The sequence below is a fragment of the Trinickia violacea genome (genome assembly GCF_005280735.1).
GTDB lineage: Bacteria > Pseudomonadota > Gammaproteobacteria > Burkholderiales > Burkholderiaceae > Trinickia_A > Trinickia_A violacea.
In genome coordinates, this window is sequence record NZ_CP040078.1 from 760,060 (window position 1) to 777,142 (window position 17,083).

Annotated in this window: 18 protein-coding genes and 2 pseudogenes; 13 read left to right on the plus strand and 7 right to left on the minus strand. The window is 62.5% G+C overall.

Features of this window, described 5'->3' with window-relative positions; translation table 11 throughout:
* Nucleotides 1-88 precede the first annotated feature (88 nt).
* Nucleotides 89-1,297: a sensor domain-containing phosphodiesterase gene (locus FAZ95_RS25440; protein WP_137335285.1), complete on the plus strand. Its 1,209-nt coding sequence runs from the start codon at nucleotides 89-91 to the stop codon at nucleotides 1,295-1,297.
* Nucleotides 1,298-1,324: 27 nt separating this feature from the next.
* Here the strand turns inward: FAZ95_RS25440 and FAZ95_RS25445 are convergent, their stop codons facing one another.
* On the minus strand, nucleotides 1,325-2,218 hold the full coding sequence (locus FAZ95_RS25445; RefSeq protein WP_137335286.1) for an IclR family transcriptional regulator: 894 nt from the start codon (nucleotides 2,216-2,218) through the stop codon (nucleotides 1,325-1,327).
* Between the two features lie 35 nt (nucleotides 2,219-2,253).
* Nucleotides 2,254-3,066 (minus strand): IclR family transcriptional regulator, encoded by an 813-nt coding sequence (locus FAZ95_RS25450; protein ID WP_137335287.1) that lies wholly within the window; start codon nucleotides 3,064-3,066, stop codon nucleotides 2,254-2,256.
* A gap of 303 nt (nucleotides 3,067-3,369) precedes the next feature.
* Between FAZ95_RS25450 and FAZ95_RS25455 the strand changes: the two genes are divergently transcribed.
* From FAZ95_RS25455 to FAZ95_RS25465, 3 genes are read left to right on the plus strand one after another with little or no spacing between them, the layout of a single operon-like run.
* A complete protein-coding gene (locus FAZ95_RS25455) occupies nucleotides 3,370-4,329 on the plus strand; it encodes an MBL fold metallo-hydrolase (RefSeq protein ID WP_137335288.1) in 960 nt (319 codons plus the stop codon).
* A 53-nt stretch (nucleotides 4,330-4,382) separates the two neighbouring features.
* Nucleotides 4,383-6,098 carry an FAD-dependent oxidoreductase gene (locus tag FAZ95_RS25460; protein WP_137335289.1) on the plus strand — a complete coding sequence of 572 codons (1,716 nt, stop codon included), beginning with the start codon at nucleotides 4,383-4,385 and terminating at the stop codon, nucleotides 6,096-6,098.
* Between the two features lie 21 nt (nucleotides 6,099-6,119).
* Nucleotides 6,120-6,347 (plus strand): DUF2783 domain-containing protein, encoded by a 228-nt coding sequence (locus FAZ95_RS25465; protein ID WP_137335290.1) that lies wholly within the window; start codon nucleotides 6,120-6,122, stop codon nucleotides 6,345-6,347.
* Here FAZ95_RS25465 and FAZ95_RS25470 read toward each other — a convergent pair.
* A complete protein-coding gene (locus tag FAZ95_RS25470) occupies nucleotides 6,310-6,633 on the minus strand; it encodes a DUF4148 domain-containing protein (protein WP_137335291.1) in 324 nt (107 codons plus the stop codon). The two genes, FAZ95_RS25465 and FAZ95_RS25470, sit on opposite strands and share 38 nt — an antisense overlap.
* A gap of 444 nt (nucleotides 6,634-7,077) precedes the next feature.
* Here FAZ95_RS25470 and FAZ95_RS25475 point away from each other — a divergent pair, with 444 nt between their 5' ends.
* The 5 genes from FAZ95_RS25475 (at nucleotide 7,078) to cysS (ending at nucleotide 11,656) form a co-directional block, all read left to right on the plus strand.
* A complete protein-coding gene (locus FAZ95_RS25475) occupies nucleotides 7,078-7,884 on the plus strand; it encodes a transporter substrate-binding domain-containing protein (protein ID WP_137335292.1) in 807 nt (268 codons plus the stop codon).
* Nucleotides 7,885-7,952: 68 nt separating this feature from the next.
* Entirely contained in the window at nucleotides 7,953-8,630 is a 678-nt protein-coding gene (locus FAZ95_RS25480) for an amino acid ABC transporter permease (RefSeq protein ID WP_137335293.1), read from the plus strand.
* Nucleotides 8,627-9,277 carry an amino acid ABC transporter permease gene (locus FAZ95_RS25485; protein WP_137335294.1) on the plus strand — a complete coding sequence of 217 codons (651 nt, stop codon included), beginning with the start codon at nucleotides 8,627-8,629 and terminating at the stop codon, nucleotides 9,275-9,277. Before FAZ95_RS25480 ends, FAZ95_RS25485 begins: the two co-directional genes overlap by 4 nt.
* The gene (locus tag FAZ95_RS25490; RefSeq protein ID WP_137335295.1) at nucleotides 9,264-9,983 is read left to right on the plus strand and encodes an amino acid ABC transporter ATP-binding protein; all 720 of its coding nucleotides are present in this window, start codon (nucleotides 9,264-9,266) and stop codon (nucleotides 9,981-9,983) included. Before FAZ95_RS25485 ends, FAZ95_RS25490 begins: the two co-directional genes overlap by 14 nt.
* Nucleotides 9,984-10,267: 284 nt before the next feature.
* Nucleotides 10,268-11,656: a cysteine--tRNA ligase gene (cysS, locus tag FAZ95_RS25495; RefSeq protein WP_137335296.1), complete on the plus strand. Its 1,389-nt coding sequence runs from the start codon at nucleotides 10,268-10,270 to the stop codon at nucleotides 11,654-11,656.
* A gap of 57 nt (nucleotides 11,657-11,713) precedes the next feature.
* Here the strand turns inward: cysS and FAZ95_RS25500 are convergent.
* Both FAZ95_RS25500 and FAZ95_RS25505 read right to left on the minus strand, forming a co-directional pair.
* Nucleotides 11,714-11,815: pseudogene (locus tag FAZ95_RS25500) on the minus strand (mechanosensitive ion channel family protein); the annotation flags it as partial.
* A gap of 216 nt (nucleotides 11,816-12,031) precedes the next feature.
* Entirely contained in the window at nucleotides 12,032-13,141 is a 1,110-nt protein-coding gene (locus FAZ95_RS25505; RefSeq protein ID WP_254700282.1) for an alginate lyase family protein, read from the minus strand.
* A gap of 493 nt (nucleotides 13,142-13,634) precedes the next feature.
* Between FAZ95_RS25505 and FAZ95_RS25510 the strand changes: the two genes are divergently transcribed.
* From FAZ95_RS25510 to FAZ95_RS25525, 4 genes and pseudogenes are all read left to right on the plus strand, one after another.
* Complete coding sequence (locus tag FAZ95_RS25510; protein ID WP_137335297.1) at nucleotides 13,635-13,817, plus strand: hypothetical protein; 183 nt, start codon at nucleotides 13,635-13,637, stop codon at nucleotides 13,815-13,817.
* Nucleotides 13,807-14,205, plus strand: a pseudogene (locus FAZ95_RS25515) (molybdopterin-dependent oxidoreductase); the annotation flags it as partial. The gene FAZ95_RS25510 and the pseudogene FAZ95_RS25515, both read left to right, overlap by 11 nt.
* Nucleotides 14,206-14,253: 48 nt before the next feature.
* Nucleotides 14,254-14,868, plus strand: a complete 615-nt coding sequence (locus FAZ95_RS25520) for a hypothetical protein (RefSeq protein WP_137335298.1) — start codon at nucleotides 14,254-14,256, stop codon at nucleotides 14,866-14,868.
* Between the two features lie 189 nt (nucleotides 14,869-15,057).
* Nucleotides 15,058-15,642 (plus strand): DUF308 domain-containing protein, encoded by a 585-nt coding sequence (locus FAZ95_RS25525; RefSeq protein WP_137335299.1) that lies wholly within the window; start codon nucleotides 15,058-15,060, stop codon nucleotides 15,640-15,642.
* A 469-nt stretch (nucleotides 15,643-16,111) separates the two neighbouring features.
* On the opposite strand, the gene FAZ95_RS25530 is transcribed toward FAZ95_RS25525, so the two are convergent.
* Nucleotides 16,112-16,567, minus strand: a complete 456-nt coding sequence (locus tag FAZ95_RS25530) for a hypothetical protein (protein ID WP_137335300.1) — start codon at nucleotides 16,565-16,567, stop codon at nucleotides 16,112-16,114.
* Between the two features lie 134 nt (nucleotides 16,568-16,701).
* Entirely contained in the window at nucleotides 16,702-17,046 is a 345-nt protein-coding gene (locus FAZ95_RS25535; protein ID WP_137335301.1) for a cupin domain-containing protein, read from the minus strand.
* Nucleotides 17,047-17,083: the final 37 nt, after the last annotated feature.

Below are 17,083 nucleotides of genomic sequence, written 5' to 3' on the forward strand. Positions count from 1 at the left end.
TGGGTGAGACGAACCGGCGGGTGGCGACTAGGCAACCCACACACCTCTTGCGCCCCGCACTTTATCGACCTCATTAAAAAACGCTTACATGAGCGATGCGCAAAACCCCAGCCTGCCGACCATAGAGAGTGCGTTTCAGCCGATCTTCTCGCTCGCGCATCAGGCGCCAGTGGGCTACGAGGCGTTGCTGCGCCCGTCGTACCGCGGCGAGGCGTGCTCGCCCGTCGCCGCGTTCGGCATCGCCCGCGGGCTCGCCTTGAGCGGCGAGTTCGAGCGGGCCTGCGCGCGCAACCACGTCGGCCGTTTTCTCGGCATGGGCGACAGCGATAGTGTGCTGTTCCTCAACGTGCACCCGGACGTGCTCGTTCACCCGGTGCATGGTCAAGGGCTCATCGATGACATCCTGGCCTGCGGGATTGCGCCGTCGCGCGTCGTGATCGAGATTCTCGAAGCGCCCCAGGACACCGCAGCGTTGCTCGCGGATGCGGTCGCGCGGCTGCGTCTCGCGGGGTTTCTGATCGCGCTCGACGATTTCGGCGCCGGCCTCACGAACCTGGGCCGCGTGTGGGATCTGCATCCCGACGTCGTGAAGCTCGACGGCGAGCTGATCCGCAAGGCCGTCACGAGCTATCGGAATGCACGCAGCCTGCTGCGGCTCATCGAACTGCTGCATGACATCGGCACGTTCATCGTGGTGGAGGGCATCGAGACCGAGGCGCAAGCGCTTTTGAGCATGGATTGCGACGCCGATTTCGTGCAGGGCTATTACTTCGGCCGCCCCGAAATCCTGACCAACGGCAAGCACAGCGCGCTCCCGGTGACGGAGCCGCTCGCGCGCCGCTTCATGGATGCGCGGAAGATTCCGCAGGTCGCCGACATGGAGGAGCTGACGCCCTACCGTCACGCCTTTCGCACGATGGTCGAAGCGTTCATCAATGGGCACAGTCTCGACGAGAGCGCCGCGCATTTCCTGGCGCTCGAATGGTCGATGCGCGTCTTCCTGATCGACGAGCAAGGCGTGCAAGTCGGCAACAACATCGAATCGGTGGCGCACAGCAAGCGCCGCCGTGTCACGTTTCCGTTGCTGTCGCGCCCGGCCGGCGCCAATTGGTCGAAGCGGGCTTACTTCAGGAATGCGTTGGCGCATCCGGGAACGCTCATGGTGAGCGAGCCGTATATGTCGTCGAGTTCGACGAATCTGTGCGTCACGCTTTCCGTTCACATCAAGACGGCGCAGGGCGGGCGGGTCGTGGGCGGGGATGTGTTGTTCGAGGGGTTGAGCCGGTTGCTCGAATAGCGGGGTGACGCCTCGCTTTGGCTGGCGTTATCGCGCGTGCGTCCCCGCGTCCTTCGCGTCCTTGACGGGCCACCACCCCAATCTCCGCGACAACCGCTGCACGGCATCCCGCAGCCGATTCGCCGGTTCGCCGTGCGGATCGCAATCGAAACTGCCCGCCGAGCCCATCAGCGCGATGACCAGGCAAATGTCGCCGGTGTGATCGAACACGGGGGCCGCGAGCGAGTCGATGCCGGGCACCGGCTTGCTCAGCGCGGTGTCGATGCCGTCGGCGCGAATTTGCGCGAAGCGCTGGCGCAGCGGAGCGAGCAATTCGCCCTGGTTCGCCGCGGCATCCTCGAAGATCTCCCCGCGCGCCGCCCCCGCCAGCCGCAATCCATCCTGCGCAAAGAGCGGCGCGAGCACCTCCGCGCTCACATGCGCGGCATACGTCCTGCCGATCGCGGTGTTGACGAGCGACATCACCGTGCCGACCCGCAAGCTCACATGCTGCGGCGTCGACGATTCTTCGAGGCGCACGACCGTCGGCCCGAGCGGCCCGAGCACGGCCATCGCGACGCTCAACGCCGTGGCCGACGCGAGTTCCATGATCTCGGGCTCCGCTTCGCGTGTCGGCGACAGCCGCTGCATCGCGATCAAACCCAATTCCAACGCGAGCGGACCGGCTTCGAAATAGCCGTTGTCGTCACGGCTCAGCAAGCCGATCTTGAGCAGGCTCACAAGATGCGGAAACGCTTTCGCGGGCGGCATGTTCGCGGCGGCAGAGAGGTCGCGCAGCGACAGACGCTCGCCCGAACCGACGAGCGCGACGAGCAATTCGCCGGTGGTGTCGAGCGAGTTGATGCCGCGTTGCGGCTTCGCGCCGGACGCGGATTCTTCGCGCTTGCGTGCGGCGGTTGATGAGGAGGGCGTGGATGGCATCGCGTGAGTCAGGCAATCAAAGCGTCGAAACATCGTCAGGACGTGGACGCGAGTTCGCGGCCGATCGCATCGCTGGCTGCTCGCATTGCGCGGGCGATCGAGCCGTCGAAGGCCACGTCGAGCGCCCCCGACGAACCGATGACGGTCAGCGCGGCGCCAAGCTCGCCGTTCGCGTCGAGTACGGGCACGCTCAGGCTGCTGGCGCCGGGGCTCGGCGCGTCGACCGCACGTTCGATGCCGCGCTTGCGGATCTCGCCGAGCGTCGCTTCGAAGACGCGCTGTTCGTCGGCTGACGCAAACGCGTCGAGCGCGCGCTTGGTCTGCGTGGCCCACATGGCTTGCACGCGCTCGGCGGGAAGGAACGCGCAGAAGACGCGCCCCGTAGCCGTCTTCGTGAGCGACATGACCGTGCCGACGTGCAAGTTCACGTGCAGAGGAAATCCCGAGCGCTCGTAGCGCACGATGGTCGGGCCTCGAGGCCCGGCGATGCAGATCGCGACCGTATGGCCGATCGCTTTGGCAAGCGCCGCCGCATGCGGGACGGCCGCGCGATAGACCGGCTGATGCTCGAGATGCAGAAGGCCAAGCCGCAGCGACAGCGGCCCCGGTTCGTAGCGCCCCGACAGCTCGTCGCGCTTGATGAGCCCAAGGCGCGTGAGGCTGACGAGATACGTGTGCGCCTGGGCGGAGGCGAGTTCGGCGCTCTCGGCGAGATCGGTCAGCGCAAGCGGCTCGCGAGCGCGCACGAGCGCGTGCAGCAGGCGGCCGCTGACTTCGGCGCTTTGCACGCCGCGCTGTGCCTTCTCCTTCTGCTTGCCGCCGGCTTCGCCTGCTGCCGAATTCTTCATACGCTAAATCGGGTTGAAAAACGGCGAGTGTAATGGATGGACTCGCGATCGACTTGCGATCGCCCCCTGCTGTCGGAACCGGCCTCGCCACTGCGCCGCCGTCACGCTCCTCAAGATATTAGCAAATAGCAACGTGATTTGTTATTGACAAATAATTCGACCGCCCCCATGATTGACTCCACCCCGGCATAGCAGCCGCATACTTAGAAACGGGGCGAGACACCTGCCGTTCCCACAAGCCGCGCGCAAACCGCGTGTCGAGTGTCCCGCCGCCGTCGGTCCACCCTTTTGACGGAGACAACCATGGCGAAGGCATTCGCATCTCAGGCCGATCTCGAAGAGAAAAAAATCACGTTCACGCAGCTCTCGGAGAACGCGTATGCGTACACGGCCGAAGGCGATCCGAATTCGGGCGTCATCGTCGGCGACGACGGCGTGCTGATCGTCGATACCACCGCGACGCCCGCGATGGCGCAAGACCTGATCGCGAAGATCCGCACCGTCACCGACAAGCCGATCAAATACGTCGTGCTCTCGCACTACCACGCGGTGCGCGTGCTCGGGGCGTCCGCGTATTTTGCCGAAGGCGCGCAGCAGGTGATCGCGAGCCGCGGCACGTACGAAATGATCGTCGAGCGCGGCGAGGCCGACATGAAGTCGGAAATCGAGCGCTTCCCGCGTCTCTTCGCGGGCGTCGAAACAGTGCCGGGCCTCACGTGGCCCACGCTCGTGTTCGAGAAGGAAATCACGCTGTGGCTCGGCAAGCTCGAAGTGAAGATCGCGCATCTGGGCTCGGGCCACACGAAGGGCGATACGGTGGTGTGGCTGCCGTCGCAGAAGGTGCTGTTCTCGGGCGACCTCGTCGAATACGACGCCGCGTGCTACTGCGGCGACGCGCAGCTCGAACAGTGGCCCGCCACGCTCGAAGCGCTGCGCGCGCTCAACGCCGACAAGCTGGTGCCGGGACGCGGCCCCGCGCTCTTGAATCCGGCCGAAGTGAACCAGGGCCTCGACTACACGAAGGATTTCGTCACGACGCTGCTCGCGCAAGGCCGCAAGGCGGTCGAGCGCAAGCTCGATCTGAAGGCCGCGATGGCGCTCACGCGCGAAGCGATGGACCCGAAGTTCGGCCACGTCTTCATCTACGAGCATTGCCTGCCGTTCGACGTGTCGCGCGCGTTTGACGAAGCGAGCGGCATCACGCATCCGCGCATCTGGACCGCCGAGCGCGACAAGGATATGTGGGCGGCGTTGCAAGACTGAGTGCGGCAAGCGTAGAGCAGATAAAAGTTGGAGACGTTGGAGGGAGACGAGCAATGAGCATCAACTACCAAACCGTGTCGTTCGATTACCGGCGCAGCGCGGAGCAGGAGGGCAAGGGGGCGCCGCTCCATCCGGTGATCGTGGTCGGGGCCGGGCCTGTGGGCCTCGCCGCCGCCATCGACGTGGCTCAGCGCGGCGTGCCGGTGGTGCTCGTCGACGACGATTGCACGCTGTCGACGGGCTCGCGTGCGATTTGTTTTTCGAAGCGCTCGCTCGATATCTTCGACCGGCTCGGCTGCGGCGAGCGCATGGTCGAGAAGGGGGTGCGCTGGCATGTCGGCAAGGTGTTCGTGCAGGACGAGCACGTGTATACGTTCGACTTGCTGCCAGAGAGCGGACACCGCCGGCCGGCGTTCATTAACTTGCAGCAGTACTACGTCGAAGGTTTTCTCGTCGAACGCGCGCAGGAACTGCCGAATCTGGATATCCGCTGGAAGAGCAAGGTCACGGGCATTCGCCAGGAAAACGGCGGCGACGTCGGCGGCGCGACCGTGACGCTCACGATCGAAACGCCCGATGGTTCATACGATTTGCGCGGCCGCTACGTCGTGGCGGCGGACGGTTCGAGAAGCCCCTTGCGCACGTTGCTCGGGCTCGACAGCAAGGGGCGGATTTTCAAAGACCGCTTCTTGATCGCCGACGTGAAAATGAAAGCGGACTTCCCGAGCGAACGCTGGTTCTGGTTCGATCCGCCGTTTCACCCGAACCAATCGGTGCTGCTGCATCGCCAGCCCGACAACGTCTGGCGCATCGATTTCCAGCTCGGCTGGGATGCCGATCCGGTGCTCGAAAAGACGCCCGAGCGGATCATTCCGCGCGTGCGCGCGCTGCTCGGTCCCGATGTCGAATTCGAGCTGGAGTGGGCGAGCGTCTATACGTTTGCTTGTGTGCGGATGGAGCGCTTTCGCCACGGCAACGTGCTGTTCGCCGGCGATTCCGCGCATGGCGTTTCGCCGTTCGGCGCGCGCGGCGCGAATAGCGGCATACAGGACGCGGAAAACCTTGCATGGAAGCTCGAGATGGTGCTCGCCGGCCGCGCGCCGGACGCCCTGCTCGACACCTATGGGAGCGAGCGCGAATACGCGGCCGACGAGAACATCCGCAATTCGTCGCGCTCGACGGATTTCATCACACCGAAGACGCCGGTCTCGCGCGTGTTTCGCGACGCTGTGCTCAAGCTCGCGAAACAGCATCCGTTTGCGCGGCAGCTGGTGAATACGGGCCGTTTGTCGGTGCCGGCGGTGCTCAGCGAATCGACGCTCAATATGCCCGATCGCGATCGCTTCGAGGGGCAGATGGTGCCGGGCGCTGCGTGCGTCGATGCGCCCGTGCAATGCGGCGGCAACGACGATTGGTTGCTCTCGCAACTGGGCGGCGCGTTCACCGCGTTGGTGTTTTGCGGGCCCGAAGGCGTCGACGCGGCGAGCGTTGCCGCTTTGAGCGCGTTGCGCGACGCGGCGCTGCCGGTGAAGTCAATCGTGGTGAGCGCCGGGCCACTCGACGATTACCGCCAGGCAGGCGCGGCGCTTGCCGATATCACGCTGCTCGAAGATACGGAAGGCATCGCGGCGCAGCGCTATGACGCGAGCCCCGGCACGCTCTACCTGATTCGTCCCGATCAGCACGTCTGCGCGCGTTGGCGGCACGCGGAGCCGGGCGATCTCGAAGCGGCGTTGAAGCGCGCGCTGGGCGTGCGAGGCGTTGCCTGAGCCGATCAACCGGAGACAACCATGGCACTGAATACGCAACCCAATCTGACGCGCCCCGACGACTTCTACGAGGCGCTGCTCGACATGCATCGCGATCTCGACGAGGCCGCGAGCCAGTCAGCCAACGCGCAACTGATCCTGCTGCTCGCGAACCATATCGGCGATTACGCGACGCTTGTCGAAGCGATCCAGCACGCACGCGAAGGCGTCCTCAGCCGGCCGGAGCCGGCACTCGCGCACGCGCTGTAGTCGACGTACTGACGGCATCGGGCGCGCAATCCTTCTGATATTTGGCTTGCAGCGCCTGCTGTGCGCGTTGGAGGTTCGTGGGGTAATCGGGGTCGTCGGCAGTCGGGTCATACCCGACCGACTCCAGCTCGCCAAGCTCGCGTATCAACTGCGCGCGCGTGACTTCACCGGAAGCGGGCTTGAACGGGTAACTGTTGCATTCGTGCGGCGTAAGCGGTGCCGCCATGGCGGAAGCGCTGACGAGCGACAGCATCAATAGTGCGATCGCGGTCGGGGTCGATCTCATGTTCGTGCTCCATCCTTCTTTTCGCGTCTAGCCGGATTCGATCCGCTGGTGGACGCGGCATTCGGCAGCAAGCTCACGATAAGCGAGCCGCACCGCCGAAACGCTGTCATGCAAATGAAGGATGTTTCATTGAAGCCTGGCGGAATAGGGCACAGCACACATGCTGCCGCGAAAATTAAGACTTTTTACACGTACACGCTGGGCAAGCCGGGGCGATGCCGTTTTAGCGGGGGCGCGCGGCTCAATGCCATACGCGGTGCATATGCCCCAAAACGGGGAATCCCGAATTCCCACGCGCCGGATTACAGCCTTCTGCCGGTGCTTGCCATCGCGCTCGGCGCGTCACGCGGTGCCTGGCCCGTTCCTTGCTCCTATGCCGCCTCGACCTCGAGCGTGCGTCAGCATGCGCGTGCCGCCCCAAATCACTCAGCTTCGGAAATCAAGATGGAACACACGCCTCACCGCACCGCTCGGCGCAGCTGGCTTGTCGCACTCGTCGCCGTATCGGCATTCGTTTTCTCCGCTTCGCAAGCCGCGCATGCCGATGCGCTCGACGCGGTCACGAAGCGCGGCACGCTGCGCGTAGCGGTGCCGGAGGATTATCCGCCGTACGGTTCGGTCGGCCCCGACATGAAGCCGCAAGGCTATGACATCGACATGGCCACGCTGCTCGCGAAATCGATGAACGTGAAGGTCGAACTCGTGCCGGTCAATAGCGCGAACCGCATTCCGTATCTGCAAACCGACAAAGTCGATCTCATCATCTCGTCGCTCGGCAAAACGCCCGATCGTGCGAAGGTCATCGATTTCTCCGCGCCGTACGCGCCTTACTTCCAAGGCGTGTTCGGCCCGGCCGACATCAACGTCAAGACCGCGTCCGATCTCGCCGGCAAGACGGTAGGCGCCACGCGCGGCGCGCTCGAGGAAATCGCGCTCACGGACATGGCGCCGAACGCGACGATCCGCCGCTTCGACGACAACAACGCCACCATTCAAGCGTTCCTCTCCGGCCAAGTCCAACTCATCGCGGCCGGCAACGTCGTCGCGGCCGCCATCATCGCGAAGCACCCGCCGCGGATGCCCGAAATGAAATTCATCATCAAGGATTCGCCCTGCTACGTCGGACTCGCCAAGAACGAGCCGCGACTGCTCGCGAAGGTCAACGCAACGATCGAGCAGGCGAAAAAGGACGGCACGCTCCAGGCGATTTCGATGAAGTGGCTCGGCCAGTCACTGCCGGCCACCTTCTAAAACGCGTCCGCATCGGGCTCACCGCCGCGCGGCGAGCCATTCCGTCGTTTGCTTCAACGGTATCGTTCATGAGTTATCAACTGCAGTTCGGCGAACTCGCGGCCTATGCCGGCATGTTCGCCAACGGCGCGGCCGTCACGCTCGGTCTGACAGCCGCATCGACACTGCTCGGCGTGAGCGTCGGGGTGCTCGGCGCGGCAGCGTGCGAAAGCCGCTACGCGGCGGCGCGCAGGCTGAGCTTCGCGTACGTCGAGGGCATTCGCAACACCCCGTTTATCGTTCAGCTCTTCTTCGTTTTCTTTGGCCTGCCCGCGCTCGGCATCCACATCGGCGAGTACACCGCGGCCATCGCCGCGATGACGCTCAATCTTGGCGCCTATTCGGTCGAAATCCTGCGCGCGGGCATTCGCGCCGTGCCGAAGGGACACCATGAAGCCGCCGCGGCACTCGCGATGTCGCCGCGCGAAACCTTCATCCATGTCCTGCTGCCGCAGGCGTTCGCGAAAGTCTTTCCCGCGGTCGCCAGCCAGATCGTGATTACGATGCTCGGCTCGGCAGTGGTTTCGCAGATTTCCGTGGCCGATCTCACCTATGCGGCCAGCTACGTGCAATCGCGCAACTTCCGTGCATTCGAAACGTACTTCCTGATCGCCGGCGTCTATTTCGTGATGGCGCTCGTCCTGCGCGCTGCGCTTCACGCGGCAGGCCGCCGGCTCTTCGCACGCAATCTGCGAGGTGCCCGATGATCGAGTTCACTTTCGGACAAATTCTCGAAGCGTTGCTGCTCGCCGCGCGCTGGACCGTCTTGCTCTCGCTCGTCTCGTTCGTCGCGGGCGGAGCGGTCGGGCTCGTGCTGCTCGTCATGCGCGTATCGAGTTCGAGAGCGTTGCGCGCGCTGGTGCGCGTCTATATCGAGGTGTTTCAGGGCACGCCGCTGCTGTTGCAGCTGTTCATCGTGTTCTTTGGATTGCCGCTTGTCGGCATCGATGTTTCGCCCTGGGTGGCGGCCACGCTCGGCCTCACGTTCTTCACGAGCGCCTACCTCGCCGAGATCTGGCGTGGCTGCGTCGAGGCTGTGCCAAAAGGGCAGTGGGAGGCGTCGGCGAGCCTCGCCATGAACTACTTCGAGCAACTGAGGCACGTTATCTTGCCGCAGGCGGCGCGCATCGCCGTCGCACCGACCGTCGGCTTCGGTGTGCAAGCGATCAAGGATACGGCGCTCGTCTCGATCATCGGATTTTCCGAGCTCGCGAAGGCCGGCGCCGAAATTTCAAACGCGACGTTTAAGCCGTTCCTCGTGTACGGGCTCGTCGCGCTCATTTATTTCGCGCTCTGTTATCCGCTTACGCGTTACGCGCGAACGTTGCAAAGGACTTTGTATGGCGCTCGTTGAAACCATTGGCGTCGAAAAGCAGTTCGGCGCGAACCAGGTATTGAAAGGGATCGATTTTTCCGTCGAGCGTGGGCAAGTCGTCTCGATCATCGGCCGCAGCGGGTCGGGCAAAAGCACGTTCCTTCGTACGCTGAACGGGCTCGAAAGCATCGATGCGGGATCGATTCACATCGACGGCGAGCATATCGACGCGCGTCATGCCGACTTGCGCGCACTGCGCCTGAAAGTGGGCATGGTCTTCCAGCAATACAACCTCTTTCCGCATCTGACGGCGGGCGAAAACGTCGTCCTTGCGCAGACCGTGGCCAAGAAGACGCCTCGGCACGAGGCGCGCGCGCTGGCCGAGAGGATGCTGGAGCGCGTCGGTCTCGGCGACAAGTTCGGTGCGTATCCGGACCAGCTCTCGGGCGGACAGCAACAGCGCGTGGCGATCGCTCGCGCGCTGGCAATGAACCCAACCGTGCTGCTGTGCGACGAGATCACGTCGGCACTCGATCCGGAACTCGTCGGCGAAGTGCTGAGCGTGGTCGAGAGCCTCGCGCGCGAGCATATGACGCTCATCATGGTGACGCACGAGATGCGATTTGCGCGCGCGGTCAGCGACAAGGTCGTCTTCATGCACCAAGGCCGCGTGTGGGAAAGCGGCTCGCCGGAAGCGATCTTCGATCGGCCTTCGACGGTCGAATTGCGTCGCTTCATCCAATAGCGGCGCCGGTTGTGCAAGGGCTCGACATGCGATAGCGATGAATTGGCTGCTTTATTGACCAAGCTACGCGCAGCCGTTAGCATCCTCCCCATGACCGCCTATCTCCGCTCCCTCGTCTTCGTCTCGCAGGCATGCTGTCGCAGCTTGCCATGGGGAGCGCGCGCGTTGCGCTGAGAGTCCGTCATTCCGCTTACCCGTGGCCGCCCGTTGAAAAACCGGCGGCCATTTTGTTTTTCGAGCCGCTTTTTGCGCGACTTGGCCGTTTCGCCACCCGAGGCATCCCGATGACACTCGCCTTGTACGACACGTGGACGCGCTCTGTGCGCCCCTTCGAACCGCTCCAGCCCGGTCACGCCGGCCTCTATTGCTGCGGCCCGACCGTGTACGACTACGCCCACATCGGCAACCTGCGCACTTACGTATTCGAGGACGTGCTGCGGCGCGTGCTGGCCGAAAACGGCTACGAGGTTCGGCATGTCGTGAACATCACCGACGTCGGCCACCTCGTCTCCGATGCCGACGACGGCGAAGACAAGATGGAAAAGGGCAGCCGCCGCACGGGCGAATCGGCGTGGACGATCGCCGAGCGCTACACGGCCGCGTTCATGGACGACTGGCGCGCGCTGAACCTGCTCGAACCGGCGATCTGGTGCCGCGCCACCGACCACCTCGCCGAGCAGATCGACTTCATCGCCACGATCGAACGAAACGGCTACGCGTACCGCACCGCCGACGGCCTTTACTTCGACACCAGCAAGCAGGACGACTACGGCTACCTGGCGCGCCTCGACCATGCCGGCTTGCAAAGCGGCAAGCGCGTGGCCATGGGCGAAAAGCGGCACGTCACCGATTTCGCGCTATGGAAGTTCAGCCCGCCCGATACCCAGCGGCAGATGGAATGGGACAGCCCCTGGGGCCGTGGCTTTCCAGGCTGGCATATCGAATGCTCGGCGATGTCGGCGAAGTACTTGAGCCCGTGGTTCGATATCCATTGCGGCGGCGAGGACCACATCGCCGTGCATCACAGCAACGAGATTGCGCAGACGCAGGCGTGCCACGGCACGCGTCTCGCGAATTTCTGGATGCACGGCCGGTTCTTGACGACCGGGGACGACGCGAAGATGTCCAAATCGGCGGGCGATTTCCTGCGCATGCAGACCTTGATCGACCGCGGCATCGATCCGCTCGCGTATCGGTATCTGTGCCTGACGGCGCACTATCGAAGCGAGCTGCGTTTCACGTTCGATGCGCTCGACGCGGCGCAGGCCGCGCTTGGGCGCTTGCGCAACGCGTATGCGAGCTGGCCGGCGGGCGGTGCGGCCGATGAAGGTTTCGTCGCGCGCTTTCGCGCCGAGATCGACCAGGACCTCAACATGCCGCGCGCACTGGCCGTGCTCTGGGAGCTGGTGAGAAGCGATTTGCCGCCCGCTGTGCGGCGCGCGACGGTCGATCGATTCGACATCGTGCTCGGCTTGCGGCTCGCGGAGTGGAAAGCGGAGGACGAAGCGGTGCCGCCAGACGTCGCGGCGTTGCTCGCGCAACGTGAAGCGGCGCGCGCCGCGAAGCACTGGCCGTTAGCCGATGCATTGCGCGACGCGTTGAAGCAATTGGGCTGGCGAGTCGAGGACAGCGCGAATGGCCAACGGGCGACACGTTGCGGCAGCGGCACGTAATCGCGCGTTAGAAGCGAGGCCGCGCGCCGATCCGCGCCGATTCGCAAATAGGCCGCCTTACTTCGACTCCCCCGCGTTCTGCACGATATGCAGTTCGCGCGTGCGAATCGGCAGCGCGCACTGCGCGTCCGCGAGCGTCTGGCGCACCTTGCGCGAGAGGTCGATGGTGGCAGCACGCTCTCTAACCACGCTCGGTAATGCTTGCTTGCCCATAGCATTGCTGCTTTTCTTTGGCGCCAGAGTTGCGTGCGGCTTGGCCGACATGGATTGGCAATTGCGTTCAGCACTTCGAGCTTGCAAGTCTCCTGTGTAAAAGGCAATCCTCGTGTTGCGCCAGCCACACCGTACCTGATAATCTGCCTGAGACGCTGGCCGTCATTTAAGCGTATATGTCAACGTCCCATATCCCAGTTGATCGAAGCCGCCGCTGTTGGGACCGTAGTCGCCACCGCCGCCTTCCGGCGCGACCTTGCGGGCAAAAGCCTCGACGTCCGGCGCGGAGAGCCCTTTGAGCACAACGTAGTGGTTGTAGACGAGTGCCCAGATCGGACGCCCGTCACCGCGCGAATTCGGCGAGATGACGGGCTGCGTGACGTCGCTGTTCGTGTATTGCGTGTAAGGCACGTCCTTCCCGAGGTTGTATCGGGCGGCGTATTCCGCTCCGCGCAGGAACCGGTTGTCGTCATATCCGTAAAGATCGTCCCCCTGGCTCCAGGCCATCTGGCAGAACGCCCCGAGCAGCGCGATATCGAGCATGGTATGCCCCTGGTCGCGCCCGCTTTCCTGCACCTGACCCAGCCCATTCGGATACAGCTTCCACACCACGTGTTCGATTGAGCCGTTGCCGGCGCCATGCCTGAAATAGTCGACCGCTTGGGCATAGATGTCGTGACGGTCGGTCAGGACCCCGATTGCCAGCATGGATGCCATGTTTGCGAGATCCCAGTTGGCCCAGTAGTGGTCGATCTTTGCGCCGTTGTGCCGCGCCAGGAAGTCGTGGTTCATGGGATAGAACACGCCTAGCATCATCGACTGGAAGCGCCGGAAATCGTCGGCGCGCCACAGTGGGGACGTGCGCAGGATTTCGCCGGCGTTCGCCAGCTGGTAGCCGTAAATACCGGAAGCCAGGAACTTGTCGGAACTGCCACCGATCATCGTCAGCGTGCGCGACCACGCATTCAGGACTTCTATGGCGTGTTGCGCATAGGCATCGTCGCCGGTGATCTTCCACCGAAGTGCAAGCGCGTAGGCCGCAGCGGCATCGTTGAAGAGCGTGGCGTAATTCTCCGCGTGGTCGGGGTTGCGTCCGCGATAGATGGCCGGCTGCGGATTCGGTTTCCAGTCGAGCGACGCATGCCGGTTGGCAACCAGGCGTTGCCAGCCGTCGAACCACGGCTGCCGCCGCGCGGCGACGTTTTCGCGCATGCGCGTGAAATCGCTCTCCGTATGCAGCAGGCCGGGGTGAACAAAAGGTGCGCCGGCCATGCGGGCGCCGGGCGCAGGCTTAGGCTGCGCGTCGGTGTGTGACTGATATGAACCGGTCACGTCGGTATGGTGCTGCGTCGCGGCGATGCACCCGCTAAGCATCACGATGCAAAGAACGGGAATCGTGGCTGCTGCTCGCAAGGACAGACGAAACGCCATATGGCTCCGATAATGATTGCGCCGGTCTTGTTGAGAAAGAATCAGCACGGAATCGAATAGGAACCGGCGTGCGAAGAACGGGCCGCCGGGAGAAAACCGCTTTGCAACGTATGAACGGTCCTCGCGACGCTACGGTTGACAGTAAGCATGCCGTAAAGATTCGTCCGGCATCCCGGGAAGACTCATTCCGATTTTGCGCATACCGATCTAACAGGCGTCGCTTACGGACCGCATACCTTTCTGGCGATCTGCCCATCGGTCAATTGACCGATACCCCGGCGGCGCCTTCCTTGCGATCCTTTCGTTCACACCATTCGCGAGCCCCGACAGCACGATGCTCTGGCGTTACAGCGGGAAATCTGGCTGGGCCGGCGATGTGCATCACGCTGCGCTCGTCGATGGTCGCGACGCGTTTTACATTGTCTACAAAGAGATTGTTTTGAACACCGCAACAGTTCATCCCGTATGGGTCCGCACGCTTCACTGGATTAATGCCGTGGCTGTCATCTCTGGCTGAACTCAACGCATTGCCGAAGCGCAGTCAGGTTACACGGCATATCTGTATCGAAGGCTGGAGCGCGATCGGCAAGTGGGGCGGGGTGCGTTTCTCCGAATTTCTGTCGACGGCTGGTGCGGATACCACGGCGAAGTACGTCGCACTGCACTGCGCTGACAACTACTGGACGAGCATCGATATGCCGACGGCTCTGCATCCGCAGACGCTTCTGACGCTGACCTTTGATGGCCAGACTTTGCCAGCGAAGTATGGTTTCCCGATGAAGCTGCGCATGCCGACCAAGCTCGGCTATAAGAACCCGAAGCATCTCGTCGCCATCACGGTGACAAACGAATTTCCCGGCGGCTATTGGGAAAACCAGGGCTACAACTGGTTCGGCGGGTCCTGACCCGCCAGCCACCAACAACTGCAATCCCATCATATCAACGGAGCATATATGTCCATCCGTATCAAGCTTGCTGCTTCCCTCGTCGCACTCTCGCTTGCTAGTGCATCTTTCGCACAATCTCCAGCGACAAAGCCTGAGCGCATTCGCGGCGACATCGTGTCGCTCTCGGGCAATACCTTGACCGTACATCGCCGCAGCGGCGACACCGTAACGGTCACCTTAAGCGACGCGTCGAAGGTAAGCGCGGTGAAGGCGATCCAGCTCTCCGATATCAAACAGGGCTCATATGTCGGCGCCGCGGCTGTGCCCGGTCCCGACGGCAAGCTGACCGCCACGGAAGTGCTGGTGTTCCCCGATGTCGCGCGAGGAACGGGCGAAGGGCACTATGCATATGATCTCGGCGCCAACAGTTCGATGACGAATGCCAATGTGGACACGGTCGTCGAGGGCACGAGCGGACGCGATCTGAAACTTTCGTACAAGGGTGGCAGCAACACCGTCACGGTGCCGACCAATGCGCCGGTCGTGACGCTTGCACCTGCCACGCGTGCCGATTTGGTTGCAGGCAAGAAAGTGTTTGTCGTCGCTGCCCCGGCCAACGGCGGAGCCCATACCGCGCAATTTGTCGTGGTCGAAAAGGACGGCGTAGCGCCGCCGATGTAATTGTCTCCGGGGTCGCAGCGCGACGGATGGCGATGTCGTCACCGAAAACGTCGGCGAAACCCGCCGCGTTCGCCGTACAACCGGACCAGCGCAGCAGCGAAGTCTCGCGGACCGCATCGTTCGCAGTTGGGTCTATCCCGGATGCATCGCATCAAGCGACGCGACAGGCAAAATTTTTAAGGAGTTTCAATGGCTACTCGTCTTTCGGAAACTACTCGCCTTCAGGATGAGCTGTGGCTCAAATACTTTTACTTTACCCGTGCCGCGTTCTCTGTCGTCTGGGTCGCACTTGCGTTCACCATCGGGCAGCAGGTCACGGCGATCGGAGCCGCACTGCTAATTGTCTATCCCTTATGGGATGCGCTGGCCAATTACGTCGACATGTTGCGTAGCGGTGGAATGCGCGGAAATTCTACTCAGGCTTTCAATGTCTTCGTTAGCTCGGCTATAGCGATTGCGGTGATTGTCGTGTTGCAGGTCAACGCAAGCTCGGTGCTTGATGTATTCGGAGTCTGGGCCGTTGTGTCCGGATTACTTCAACTCGCCACTGCTGTCCGCCGCAGGAAGGTCTTTGGTGGGCAATGGGCAATGATTCTGAGCGGAGGCCAGTCAGCGCTGGCGGGTGCGTTTTTCATCGCACAGGCCTATGCATCGGTGCCTCCGGCGATTGTCAAAGTGGCCGGCTACGCAGGTGTAGGGGCGATCTATTTTCTTGTCTCCGCGTTGTGGTTGTCTGTCGGGCAACTGCGGCGCAAGTTCGCATCGATGCCTTGAAGAACTGGACTAACGTGACCGCTCTTTCGTGCGGGTGCTGCGATTCGGCGATCGCTATAAGGTGAACGCCAGCATGGATTGAATGAACCGCCAAGCAATCGAACGTGTGAGGTGTTAAAGGCGTAGTGCTTCCGCCACCGGTTGCCAGGTCTCCCTTTGGCTGTCACCCGATTGATGTTGATACAAGTGCACCCCAATGAATTCAACGCGGCGAATGTTGCGAATTGCCGACTGTAGCGGCGTAGAGCGGTCGGACGGCAGCTTCCTGCATCGGGAATCTACCACTCCTGGTTTCCTGTCGCCGCGCCGCATGCGAAACGGCCAGCTGCTTGAGCCGGCCGTGTTCGGCGCATATAAAGCGGCGCGTATCGACGCCACCCAGGGAATCGAATCGGATTAGAACCAGTGAATCAGGCCGACACCGCGCCCGATCTGAGTTCGCGTCGACGAAGGGGTGTTATTGAAGCCGTCATCTGCGCCGGGACCGCTGAACAAGTGCCGGAATAGACAATCGTCTTTCAGCAGATGCATGGAAGTTGCGCTCGGCGCGTTGATGCGCCGCGATCAATTCATCAAATGGCGCCGTCCGCAGCTGACTATCGTAGAGTTCTAGCAGCCGCGCGGTAGTTTCAAAAGCATGCGGTCCTAGACTGTAACTAGATGCGAGGCTTCGGGACATTGCGAGTTCACCGAGGCTCCTGTCGGTGTCGATGTAGATCGACAGATTTCCGTCGCCGAAGCCAGCGTCAAACAAATAGAACGACGCAAACATCGTTCTGACGATAATTCCCAAATGGAATGCGCAGCCATGCTCCGAACGCAGAGCACTGAGACTCAGATGATTCCGAAGCGACAGATCGATAATCACCGCATCGGAAAGCCTGCTTTTCACCGGCTGCGCAATATCTCGAGCACGCAATGCCATGTTGAGTCGGAAGAAATGGTTCGTGCAGACGTCCGAGCGGCCACGTGTTTCGGCCACGCCAACGACGGCATATGAAGCGTCTGATCCGTCCCAATCCTCGGGGCGTCAGCGTAAAGAAGGCTTCAACTAGGACGTTAAAAGATCACGTAGACCTTGCGCATCGTCTCTTCGACTTCCCACGTGCCTTCCGTGTGTGCCTCAAAGAACAGCGTGTCACCGCCCGTGAAGTGGATTGTGTCTTCGCCGTCGGGCGTGAAGCGGCCGCGGCCGCTGAGGAAGTGCATCACTTCGGCCTGCTTGACCGAGCGCCGATATGTGCCGGGCGTGCATTCGAAGATGCCTGTATCGATCGCTTCGCTGCCCCGTATCACTTTCTGCACACCCAATACCTTGATCTCCGGCGTGCCCGGAAGGCCGGCCGTGCCCCAGTCCTCCAGGTTCTGCAACGCAATGCTTTGTTTGATCTGCTGGACTTTCATCTCGTGGTTTCCTTGACGATGGTTGAATGACGACAAG